This is a genomic window from Blastococcus aggregatus, assembly GCF_900221005.1.
In the GTDB taxonomy this organism is placed as follows: domain Bacteria; phylum Actinomycetota; class Actinomycetes; order Mycobacteriales; family Geodermatophilaceae; genus Blastococcus; species Blastococcus aggregatus.
Genome location: NZ_OBQI01000003.1, coordinates 653027 through 664632, shown reverse-complemented (window position 1 = coordinate 664632; position 11606 = coordinate 653027). Strand labels below are relative to the sequence as shown.

10 protein-coding genes are annotated in these 11606 nt (G+C 73.6%); all 10 read left to right on the top strand.

Features of this window, described 5'->3' with window-relative positions; translation table 11 throughout:
* The first annotated feature begins 37 nt into the window (after window positions 1-37).
* The 10 genes from CRP29_RS12950 (at window position 38) to CRP29_RS12905 (ending at window position 11563) form a co-directional block, all read left to right on the top strand.
* On the top strand, window positions 38-772 hold the full coding sequence (locus CRP29_RS12950) for an SDR family NAD(P)-dependent oxidoreductase (protein ID WP_097195417.1): 735 nt from the start codon (window positions 38-40) through the stop codon (window positions 770-772).
* Window positions 773-924: 152 nt separating this feature from the next.
* Complete coding sequence (locus CRP29_RS12945) at window positions 925-1233, top strand: hypothetical protein (RefSeq protein WP_097195574.1); 309 nt, start codon at window positions 925-927, stop codon at window positions 1231-1233.
* Window positions 1234-1371: 138 nt separating this feature from the next.
* A complete protein-coding gene (gene uvrC / locus CRP29_RS12940; protein WP_097195416.1) occupies window positions 1372-3432 on the top strand; it encodes an excinuclease ABC subunit UvrC in 2061 nt (686 codons plus the stop codon).
* Entirely contained in the window at window positions 3429-4385 is a 957-nt protein-coding gene (gene rapZ, locus CRP29_RS12935; protein WP_245852767.1) for an RNase adapter RapZ, read from the top strand. The genes uvrC and rapZ overlap by 4 nt, the downstream gene beginning before the upstream one ends.
* Window positions 4385-5356, top strand: a complete 972-nt coding sequence (locus CRP29_RS12930) for a gluconeogenesis factor YvcK family protein (protein WP_217991578.1) — start codon at window positions 4385-4387, stop codon at window positions 5354-5356. Before rapZ ends, CRP29_RS12930 begins: the two co-directional genes overlap by 1 nt.
* 139 nt (window positions 5357-5495) lie before the next feature.
* Window positions 5496-6470: a DNA-binding protein WhiA gene (gene whiA, locus CRP29_RS12925; RefSeq protein WP_304457087.1), complete on the top strand. Its 975-nt coding sequence runs from the start codon at window positions 5496-5498 to the stop codon at window positions 6468-6470.
* Window positions 6471-6673: 203 nt separating this feature from the next.
* Window positions 6674-7678: a type I glyceraldehyde-3-phosphate dehydrogenase gene (gap, locus tag CRP29_RS12920; RefSeq protein ID WP_097195415.1), complete on the top strand. Its 1005-nt coding sequence runs from the start codon at window positions 6674-6676 to the stop codon at window positions 7676-7678.
* Window positions 7679-7680: 2 nt separating this feature from the next.
* On the top strand, window positions 7681-8874 hold the full coding sequence (locus CRP29_RS12915) for a phosphoglycerate kinase (protein WP_097195414.1): 1194 nt from the start codon (window positions 7681-7683) through the stop codon (window positions 8872-8874).
* Between the two features lie 15 nt (window positions 8875-8889).
* Window positions 8890-9717, top strand: a complete 828-nt coding sequence (tpiA, locus tag CRP29_RS12910) for a triose-phosphate isomerase (protein WP_097195413.1) — start codon at window positions 8890-8892, stop codon at window positions 9715-9717.
* Window positions 9718-9769: 52 nt separating this feature from the next.
* The gene (locus CRP29_RS12905) at window positions 9770-11563 is read left to right on the top strand and encodes an ABC transporter substrate-binding protein (RefSeq protein ID WP_097195412.1); all 1794 of its coding nucleotides are present in this window, start codon (window positions 9770-9772) and stop codon (window positions 11561-11563) included.
* Window positions 11564-11606 lie beyond the last annotated feature (43 nt).

Genomic DNA, 11606 nt, shown 5'->3' with positions numbered 1-11606 from the left:
GTTCCCCCGTCGGTGCCGGGCGCGACAGACTGCGCGCATGGACCTCACCGACCACGTCGTCATCGTCACCGGCTCGAGCAGCGGCATCGGCGAAGCCGTCGCGCGCAGGCTGGCGGCCGCGGGCGCGCGCATCGTCGTCAACTCCGCCTCCTCCGTCGAGGCCGGGGAGCGGCTGGCCGGCGAGCTGGGGGAGTCCTGCTACGTGCAGGGGGACATCTCCGACCCCGGCACGGCGCACGGGCTGGTGGCGGCGGCCCAGGACCGCTGGGGCCGGCTCGACGGGCTGGTCAACAACGCCGCCGTCACCGCCGACGTCCCGCTCGCGGACATCGAGGGCGTCACGGTCGACCACTGGAACCGCGTGCTGGGCGTCAACGTCGTGGGGACCTTCCTCGTGTCGCAGGCCGCGCTCCCGCTGCTCCGGGCCGCCGAGGACGGCTGGATCATCAACATCACCTCGATCGCGGGCATCCGCCAGACCGGCAGCTCGCTGCCCTACGCCGTGTCGAAGGCCGCCGTCGACCACCTGACGACGCTCCTCGCCAAGCACGCCGGCGGCCGGGTGCGGGTCAACGCGGTGGCCCCGGGTCTCGTCGCGACGCCGTGGACCGAGACCTGGGACCAGATCAAGGAGGGCGTGACGGCGATGGCTCCCCTGGAGCGGGTCGCCACGCCCGGCGACATCGCCGACGCCTGCGTCGGGCTCATCGGCACCCGCTACGCCACCGGCCAGACCCTGCTCGTCGACGGCGGGCTCGGTCTCGTGCTCTGACCCGGTGCCGCCGGGCCGGACGCCCGGTCCTCGCCGTCAAGACGCCGCTCCGGCGAGCCGGGCCCGTGCGCTTGTGATCGTGGTCACTCCGGGTCTATCCTCCGTGTGACTGATGTCACTGAGGGCCGCCCATGGCCCACGAGGAGGCCGCGATGAGCGCGCTCACGCCCGACTGCGACCCCGACATGAGCCACTGCGGTCAGCCGTGGCAGGGCAAGAGCGGCCCCGGGGCGAGCATCCTGTCCGTCGCCGTGCTGCTCACGATCCTCGGCGTCTCGCTGGCCGTCGTGGCCACGCGGGCCGTCTCCGACGCCTTCGACTTCGTCGCCGTCCCGATCGCGCTGATGGCGGGCGTGTCGCTGGTCCGCCGCGTCGCGCGCTCGGCCGCCCCCGCGGTCCGGGCCGCGTCGGCCCGCGTGCCGCGGGGCGTCACCGTGCGCCGCTCGCAGCCGGCGGGCTGACCCCGACCGAACCCACACCCCCGTTCCGGGGCCCGCCGAGCGGGCCCCGGCTGACGGCTGTCCGGCCTCGATGTGACGCGTGGGGCGGCCGGGCCCCGGCCTCGGCGGCGTGTCACCCCTCCGACCTAATCTGGTCGCATGGCCGACCCCTCCACGTACCGCCCTGCGGTCGGCTCGATCCCGGAGAGCCCCGGGGTCTACCGGTTCCGGGATGTCGGCAGCCGGGTCATCTACGTCGGCAAGGCCAAGAGCCTCCGCCAGCGGTTGAACAGCTACTTCGCCGACGTCGCCGGCCTGCACCCGCGCACCCGGCAGATGGTCACGACCGCGTCGAGCGTCGAGTGGACCGTCGTCGGCACCGAGGTCGAGGCCCTCCAGCTCGAGTACAACTGGATCAAGGAGTTCGACCCCCGCTTCAACGTCCGCTACCGCGACGACAAGAGCTATCCGTCGCTGGCCGTGACGCTGAACGAGGAGTACCCCCGGCTGCAGGTCATGCGCGGGCCCAAGAAGAAGGGCGTCCGCTACTTCGGCCCCTACGCCCACGCCTGGGCCATCCGCGAGACGCTCGACACCCTCACCCGCGTCTTCCCGGCCCGCACCTGCTCCAACGGCGTCTTCAAGCGGGCCGGGCAGATCGGCCGGCCCTGCCTGCTCGGCTACATCGGCAAGTGCGCCGCGCCCTGCGTGGGCCGGGTCAGCGCCGAGGAGCACCGCGGGATCGTCGACGACTTCTGCGACTTCATGGCCGGCCGCACCGAGCAGATGATGAAGCGGCTCGAGCGCGAGATGGCCGCCGCGTCGGAGAACCTGGAGTTCGAGAAGGCCGCGCGGCTGCGGGACGACCTCGGCGCGCTGCGCCGGGCGATGGAGAAGCAGGCCGTCGTCCTCGGGGACGGCACGGACGCCGACGTCGTGGCCTTCGCCCAGGACGAGCTCGAGGCCGCCGTGCAGGTCTTCCACGTCCGCGGTGGCAGGGTCCGCGGTCAGCGCGGCTGGATCGTGGACAAGGTCGAGGAGGTCACCACCGGGCAGCTGGTGGAGCAGTTCCTCCTCCAGGTCTACGGCGGCGTCGACGAGCAGACCGGGGTCGGTGAGGCGGGGGAGGCGGTGCCCCGCGAGGTGCTGGTCCCCGAGCTCCCCGACGACGCCGACGTCTACGTCGAGCTGCTGGAGGAGCTCCGCGGCGGCAAGGTCTCGCTCCGCGTGCCGCAGCGCGGCGACAAGCGCAGCCTGATGGAGACCGTCGAGCGGAACGCGAAGGAGTCCTTCGCCCGGCACCGGGTGAAGCGCTCCAGCGACCTCACCGCCCGTTCGCTCGCGCTCAGCGAGCTGCAGGAGGCCCTGGAGCTGCCGGATGCGCCGCTGCGGATCGAGTGCATCGACGTCAGCCATGTGCAGGGGACGAACGTGGTGGCGAGCATGGTGGTCTTCGAGGACGGTCTGGCGAAGAAGTCCGACTACCGCCGGTTCTCCGTCACGAACGGAACCGACGACACCGCGGCGATGGCCGAGGTCGTCCGCCGGCGCTTCGCCCGGCACGTGAAGGACGAGCAGGACCGCCGCGACGAGCAGGGCGTCGCGGCGGAGGAGGGGCGGCCGCGCCGGTTCGCCTACCCGCCGAACCTCCTGGTCGTCGACGGTGGCGCTCCGCAGGTCGCGGCCGCGGCCCGGTCGCTCGAGGAGCTGGGCGTGGTCGACGTCGCGATCTGCGGGCTGGCCAAGCGGATGGAGGAGGTCTGGTTGCCGGGCGACCCGGACCCGGTGATCCTGCCGCGCACCTCCGAGGCGCTCTACCTGCTGCAGCGGGTGCGGGACGAGGCGCACCGGTTCGCGATCACCTACCACCGGCAGAAGCGGTCCACGACCATGCTGGTCTCCCTGTTGGACGACGTCCCGGGGCTCGGCGAGACACGGCGAAAGGCGCTCATGAAGGAGTTCGGATCGCTCAAGCGGCTGCGGGCCGCCACGGTGGAGGAGCTGATGGCCGTTCCGGGCATCGGCCGGCGCACGGCCGAGGCGGTGCAGGCGGCGATCGCCGAGCCGGCCGACCCGGCCGGTGTGGCCGACCCCGGTGGCGCGGCCGGCCCTGCCGACCCCGCCCTCGAGACGACGACGGCGCCCTCCGGCCCGGCGGAGCGGGGCACCCCCCGGTCCGGTGCCGGCCGCACCGCCGAGGTCGGGCGGGTGGCGTCATGAGTGATCCGCGGACCAGCGCGCCCACGGCCGGTCTGCCCGGTCCCGGGCCGACGACCGCCGGCGTGCCCGGCCTCGACGGGGCCAGCACCGAGACGCAGCCGCTCGAGGTCGTGGTCGTCACGGGCCTCTCCGGGGCGGGCAAGAACAGTGCCGGCCGGGTGCTCGAGGACCTCGGCTGGTTCGTCGTGGACAACCTGCCGCCGGCGCTGCTGCTGCCGATGGTGGAGCTCGGTGCCCGCGGTGACCTGCGGCGGTTCGCCGCGGTCGTGGACGTCCGCAGCCGGGCCTTCACCAGCGATCTGCAGGAGGCCATCCGCGTCCTCTCCGAGGCCGGGCACCGCCCGCGGGTGCTCTACGTGCACGCCCGCGACGAGGTGCTCGTGCGGCGGTACGAGTCCAACCGGCGCGAGCACCCCCTGCAGGGCAACGGCACGCTCGTCGACGGCATCACCGCCGAGCGGAACCTGCTCACCGGCATCGCCGGCGAGGCCGACCTCTGGGTGGACACCAGCGACCTCAACGTGCACCAGCTGCGCGCGACGATCGAGAACGCCTTCGCCCGCGAGGGCCAGACGCCACCGCTCACCGCGACGGTGATGAGCTTCGGGTTCAAGTACGGCGTCCCGCTGGACGCGGACCTCGTCGTCGACGCGCGGTTCCTGCCGAACCCGCACTGGATCCCCGAGCTGCGCCCCTTCACCGGCAAGGACCCGGGCGTCCGGGACTACGTGCTGGGGCAGGAGGACGCCGCGGAGTTCCTCGACCGCTACACCGAGGTGCTGCGGCTGCTCGTGCCCGGCTACCGGCGCGAGGGCAAGCGCTACCTGACGCTGGCGGTCGGCTGCACCGGCGGCAAGCACCGCAGCGTGGCGATCAGCGAGGAGTTCGCCCGCCGGCTCACCGCCGACGGCATCGCCGCCGTGGCCAGGCACCGCGACCTGGGCCGCGAGTAGTGGGCGCCGGGGGGCTGCAGGACGGCCGACCGCTCCGGGTCGTCGCGTTCGGGGGAGGGCACGGGCTGGCTGCGTCGCTGGCCGCCTGGCGGCGGCTGACGGACGACGTGACGGCGGTGGTCACCGTCGCCGACGACGGCGGCTCGTCCGGCCGGATCCGCCGCGAGCTGCCCGTGCTGCCGCCGGGGGACCTCCGCATGGCCCTGGCCGCCCTGGCCGGGGCAGGGGAGCGGGAGCAGTCGCTGGCGGCGCTCCTGCAGCACCGGCTCGGGGGCACCGGTGGGCTGGCCGGCCACTCGGTGGGCAACCTGCTGCTGACCGGTCTGGTCGAGCTGCACGGCGGCGACACCGTGCGGGCCCTCGACGAGCTCGCCGCCCAGCTCGGCGCCTGCGGCCGGGTGCTGCCCATGGCCGACGTGCCGCTGGACCTGGTGGCTCGCGTGGAGCCGGTCGACCGGGAGGACCACGCGCAGGTGCGCACCATCCGCGGGCAGGTGGCGATCGCCACCACCCCGGGCCGGGTGCGGGAGATCCGGCTCTCCCCGGCCGACCCGCCGGTCCACCCCGCCGTGCTCGAGGCGATCGCCGCGGCCGACGTGGTCTCCTTGGGTCCCGGTTCCTGGTACACCTCGGTCCTGCCGCACCTGCTGGTCCCGCAGCTCCGGGCGGCGCTGACCGCCGCGGCGGCGAAGGTGGTGGTGGTGCTGAACCTGGAGCCACAGCCCGGTGAGACGGACGGGTTCTCACCGGAGGAGCATGTGACCGTGTTGCAGGCGCATCTGGGCGGAGTGCCGTTGCACAGCGTGATCGCCGATGCGGACTCGGTGGTTGACCGCCGTGGTCTCCTGTCTGCGGTGCGCACGTGCGGTGCCGAGCTCGTCCTGGCGCCGGTTGCGGAACTCGACGGTGCGCCCCGGCACGATCCGGTGCGTCTGTCCGCCGCTCTGGCCTCCGTGGTCGGGGTGCGCTGAACGAGTAGAGGCTTCCGGCCGGGTATGCGACGCACGGACCTGGCCGGTACGAGGGGGAAGAGGGGACGCCGCTCATGGCGACAACCCGGGGGACGACGACGGGTAGCCCCGTAGCTACGTGGGGGTGGACGACGTGGCAATGACCGCCATGGTGAAGGACGAGCTCTCGAGGGTGGAGTGCACGAAGACCTCCGAGCGCAAGGCGGAGGTCACCGCGCTGCTGCGCTTCTCGGGCGGCCTGCACATCGTCGGTGGCCGGGTGGTCATCGAGGCCGAGCTGGACACCGGCTCGGTGGCCCGACGGCTGCGGCGTGACATCAGCGAGGTCTACGGCTACACGAGCGGGGTGAGCGTGCTCGCCGGCGGCAACATCCGCCGCGGCGTGCGGTACCTCGTGCGCATCGCCAAGCACGGCGAGGGCCTGGCCCGGCAGACCGGGCTGGTCGACCAGCGCGGCCGCCCGGTGCGCGGCCTGCCGCCGGCCGTGGTGTCCGGCAGCATCAACGACGCCGAGGCCGCCTGGCGGGGCGCGTTCCTGGCGCACGGCTCGCTCACCGAGCCCGGCCGGTCCTCCTCGCTGGAGGTGACCTGCCCCGGTCCGGAGGCGGCCATGGCGCTCGTCGGCGCCGCGCGCCGGCTCGGCATCGCCGCCAAGGCGCGCGAGGTCCGGGGTGCTGACCGCGTGGTCGTCCGGGACGGCGACGCGATCAGCGCGCTGCTGACCCGCATGGGCGCCCACGACGCCGTCATGGCCTGGGAGGAGCGGCGCATGCGCCGCGAGGTCCGGGCGACGGCCAACCGGCTGGCCAACTTCGACGACGCCAACCTGCGCCGCTCGGCGCGGGCGGCCGTGGCGGCCAGCGCCCGGGTCGAGCGGGCGATGGAGATCCTCGCCAACGACGCCCCCGAGCACCTGCTCGTCGCCGGCCGGCTGCGCCTGGAGTTCGGTCAGGCCTCGCTGGAGGAGCTCGGCCAGCGGGCCGACCCGCCCATGACCAAGGACGCCGTTGCCGGGCGCATACGGCGTCTGCTGGCGATGGCAGACAAGCGGGCGAAGGACCTGGGCATCCCGGACACGGAATCCGTCGTCACCGACGACATGCTCACGCAGTAGCGACCGTCTCCCGTCGAGATCGCCGATCTCGCACGTCTTCCCTCCGGGAACCGTGCGAGATCGGCGATCTCGCCGTTCCGGGTGGTTCCCGCGCACGACCGTGCGCCGGGGCCGGGCGCGGCAGATAGGGTTTGCGGCAGCGAGGTCGTGCGGTGCGCGCGACCCGGTGACGCGACAACGCGAACTCGACGTGGAGGTCTGCAGTGACGGTCCGAGTAGGCATCAACGGTTTCGGCCGGATCGGCCGCAACTTCTGGCGGGCCGTCGCGGCCAGCGGCCAGGACATCGAGATCGTGGCGGTCAACGACCTCACGAGCAACGAGGCTCTGGCACACCTCCTCAAGTACGACAGCATCCTGGGCCGCCTGCCGCAGGAGGTCGTCGCCGACGGCGACGGCATCACCATCGGCGGCACCAAGATGAAGGTGCTCTCGGAGCGCGACCCGGCCAACCTGCCGTGGGCCGACCTCGGCGTCGACGTCGTCGTCGAGTCGACCGGCTTCTTCACCAAGGCCGCCGACGCGCGCAAGCACGTCGACGCCGGTGGCGCGAAGAAGGTCATCATCTCCGCGCCGGCCAGCGACGACGACATCACGATCGTCATGGGCGTCAACGACGAGCTCTACGACGGCTCGCAGACGATCATCAGCAACGCCTCCTGCACCACGAACTGCCTGGCGCCGCTGGCGAAGGTCCTCAACGACGCGTTCGGCATCGAGCGCGGCCTGATGACGACCATCCACGCCTACACCGCCGACCAGAACCTGCAGGACGGCCCGCACAAGGACCTGCGCCGCGCCCGCGCCGCCGCCCTCAACATGGTGCCGACGTCCACGGGCGCCGCCAAGGCCATCGGCCTGGTCATCCCCGAGCTCAAGGGCAAGCTCGACGGCTACGCCATCCGCGTCCCGGTCCCGACCGGCTCGGCCACCGACCTCACCGTGCAGCTCAAGCGCGAGGCGACCGCCGAGGAGATCGACGCCGCCTACCGCGAGGCCGCCGCCGGCCCGCTCGGGAAGTACCTGACCTACACGTCGGACGAGATCGTGTCCTCGGACATCGTCACCGACCCGTCGTCCTGCATCTACGACGCCAAGCTGACCAAGGTCTTCGGCAACATGGTCAAGGTGCTCGGCTGGTACGACAACGAGTGGGGCTACTCCAACCGCCTCGTCGACCTCACCTCGCTGGTGGGCAAGTCCCTCTGACGATGCGCTCTCTCGACGATCTCCTCGCCGAGGGCGTCTCGGGTCGGCGCGTGCTCCTACGCGCCGACCTGAACGTCCCGCTGGACAAGCAGACCAACCAGATCACCGACGACGGCCGGATCCGCGCCAGCCTGCCCACCGTGCAGGCCCTGCGCGAGGCCGGCGCCCGGGTGATCGTGGCCGCGCACCTCGGCCGGCCCAAGGGCACGCCGGACCCGCAGTTCTCCCTCGCGCCGGTCGCGGCGCGGCTCGGTGAGCTGCTGGGGACGACGGTGCCGCTGGCCGCCGATGTCGCCGGCGACGACGCCCGCGCGAAGTCGGCGGCCCTCGGCGACGGCGACGTCCTCCTGCTGGAGAACGTCCGCTTCGAGGCCGCCGAGACGTCCAAGGACGACGCCGAGCGGGGCGAGCTGGCCGACCGGTTCGCCGTACTCGCCGATCTCTACGTCGACGACGCGTTCGGCGCGGTGCACCGCAAGCACGCCTCGGTGTTCGACGTCGCCCAGCGGCTGCCGCACGCGGCCGGCTGGCTGGTCGCCCGCGAGCTCGAGGTCCTGACCCGGCTGACCACCGACCCCGAGCGCCCGTACGTGGTGGTCCTCGGCGGCTCCAAGGTGAGCGACAAGCTGGCCGTCATCGAGGCGCTGCTGCCCAAGGTCGACCGGCTGCTGGTCGGCGGCGGGATGTGCTTCACCTTCCTCGCCGCGCAGGGCCACGGCGTGGGCGGCTCGCTGCTGGAGGCCGACCAGGTCGAGACCTGCCGCCGGCTGCTCGCCGCGGCCGGCGACCGGATCGTCCTGCCGGTCGACGTCGTCGCCGCGACGGCGTTCAGCGCCGACGCGGAGACCAGCGTCGTCCCGGTGGAGCAGATCCCCGACGGGCTCATGGGCCTCGACGTCGGCCCGCGCACCGTCGAGGTGTTCGGCGCCGAGCTCGGTGCCGCGCACACCGTCTTCTGGAACGGCCCGATGGGCGTGTTCGAGCTGGCGCCGTTCCAGGCGGGCACCCGGGGCGTGGCGCAGGCCGTCGCCGCCGTGGCCGGGCTGTCGGTCGTCGGTGGCGGGGATTCCGCCGCCGCGGTGCGGCAGCTGGGCCTGGACGAGGCCTCCTACGGCCACATCAGCACCGGCGGCGGCGCGTCGCTGGAGTACCTCGAGGGCCGGGAACTGCCGGGCCTCGCGGTGCTCACCGACTGAGCGGGGAACGACGCAATGGCACGCACCCAGCAGCCCCCGGCCCGTACCGGCCGGCGGCCGTTGATCGCCGGCAACTGGAAGATGCACCTCACCCACCTCGAGGCCATCGGGCTGGTGCAGAAGGTCGTCTTCTCGCTCAAGCCGGCCGAGCTCGAGGCGGCCGAGGTGGTCGTCGTCCCGCCGTTCACGGCGCTGCGCAGCGTGCAGACCCTGGTGGCCGGCGACAAGCTGGCCATCGGCTATGGCGCCCAGGACGTCTCTGCGCAGGACTCCGGCGCCTACACCGGTGAGGTCAGCGGCGCGATGCTCAGCGCGCTGGCCTGCACCTACGCGGTGGTGGGGCACTCGGAGCGGCGGGCGTACCACGCCGAGACCGACGACGTCGTCGGCTCGAAGGTGCGGGCCGCGCTCCGGCACGGGCTGGTGCCCATCGTCTGCGTGGGGGAGGGCCTGGAGGTCCGCAAGGCGGGGGAGCACGTCGCGCACTGCACCGCCCAGCTGGACGCCGCGCTCGAGGGCCTCACCGCCGAGCAGGTCGCCGGGGATCCCGCGGCCGGCGGCGTCGTCGTGGCCTACGAGCCGGTGTGGGCGATCGGCACCGGCGAGGTGGCCACCCCCGAGGACGCGCAGGAGGTCTGCGGCGCACTGCGGGCGCGGCTCGCCGAGCGATTCGGGCCGGAGACGGCCGCCGTCGTCCGTATCCTCTACGGCGGGTCGGTGAAGGCCGCGAACACGGCCGGGATCCTGGCCGGGCCGGACGTCGACGGCGCTCTCGTCGGTGGTGCCAGCCTGGACGCCGACGAGTTCGCACAGATCTGTCGAAGCGCCGCCGAGGCCAGCTAGTCCCACGCTGACCGCCGCCGGCCGCACAACCGGGGGCGGGAACGCACACGTCGTGAACGAGACGCTCGAACGACTCACCCGGCGTCTGCCGTCCTGGGCGCAGGGACGGCAGGGGCGGGCGGTCCTGGCGGCGGCGGTCCTGGTCGTCGTCGTCCTGGTGCTGGCGGTCAGCTGCCTCGGCGGCGCGGGCGGCCGCACCGACGTGCCTGCGGTCGAGGGCGAGCCCGACGGCGGAGTGACCGGCGTCCGCGCGCCGTCGGAGACGGCCGGCGGCACGTTGCGGGTGGTGGCCGGGGAGGTCGACAGCCTCGATCCCCAGCGGTCCTACACCCCCGGGATGTGGAACCTGATGCGCCTCTACACCCGCACCCTGGTCACCTACTCGTCGGAGCCCGGCCGCACCGACGAGCTCGTGCCGGACCTCGCCACCGACCTCGGGACCGTGTCCGAGGACGGGCTGAGCTGGACGTTCACCCTGCGCGAGGGGGTCAGGTTCGAGAACGAGCTCCCGATCACCTCCCGCGACGTCAAGTACGGCATCGAGCGGTCCTTCGCCGCCGAGGTCATCGTCGGCGGGCCCACCTACGTCGTCGAGCTGCTGGACGACCGGGCCAACCCCTATGCCGGCCCGTACCAGGACGAGGCCCCGGACCGGCTCGGGCTGGCGTCGGTGGAGACCCCCGACGACCGGACGATCGTGTTCCGGCTGCGCACCGCCTCGCCCCAGTTGCCCTACGTGCTGGCGCTGCCCTCCAGCAGTCCGGTTCCCGCCGAGGCGGACACCGGCGGCGACTACGGGATCGACCCGGTCTCCTCCGGGCCGTACGCGATCACCTCCGTCGACGTCGCCACCGGCATCCAGCTGGACCGCAATCCCCAGTGGGATCCGGCGACCGACGACGTCCGCACCGCCCTGCCCGACCGCGTGGTGGTGCGGTACGGCCTCTCGGGGGTGGAGCGCGACCAGGCCCTGCTGGCCGGCTCGGCCGACGTCGACATCTCGGGGTCGGGTGTGCAGGCGCCCACGACCGCCCGGCTGGAGGGCGAGGACGGCGAGGAGCTGCGCGCCCGGGTCGACGACGTGGCCACCGGTGCGATGCGCCTGCTCGCCCTGCCCACCGACGTGGCGCCGTTCGAGGACGTCTCCTGCCGCGCTGCGGTGGCGGCCGCGGTCGACCGCCGGGAGCTGCAGGAGGCCTTCGGCGGCGCGGGGAACGCGGACCGCGTGTCCCGGTTGTGGACCGGGGCGCTGGGCGGCGGCCCCGAGGATCCCGACCCCGGACCCGATCCCGACGCGGCGCGGCGCCACCTGGAGGAGTGCGGCCGGCCCGAGGGCTTCGCCACGGTGCTCGCCGTACCGGACGGGCCCGCGAGCGCGGACGTGGCCGACGTCCTCGTGCGGCAGCTGGGCGCCGTGGGCATCGAGGTGGAGGTGCGCCCGCTGGACCCCGCCACCTACTACGCCAGGGACGTCGGCAACCCCGACAGCGTCGCGGCGAACGGTTACGGCATCCTCCTGGTCACCCGGACCCCGGACTTCCCCACCCCGGAGTCGCTCCTGGGGCCGCTGGTCGACGGGCGGAGCATCCGCTCGGTGGGCAACACGAACTTCGCCCGGCTGGCCGACCCTGCGATCGACACGCTCATCGACACCGCGCGGGCGGCCGGCATCGGCGATCCGGCGCGGGACGCCTGGCGGGCGGTGTCCGCCGCGGCCGAGGAGACCGCCGGGTACGTGCCGCTCGCGGAGCCCCGGGTGCAGCTGGTCGCCGGCCAGCGGCTGCGCAACGGCGTGGTGATGGAGGCCTACAACGGCTACGACCTCGCCACGGCCGGCATCCGCTGACGACGGCGTACCGGTGACCGCCCGCCGGTCGGTTAGGCTCGGG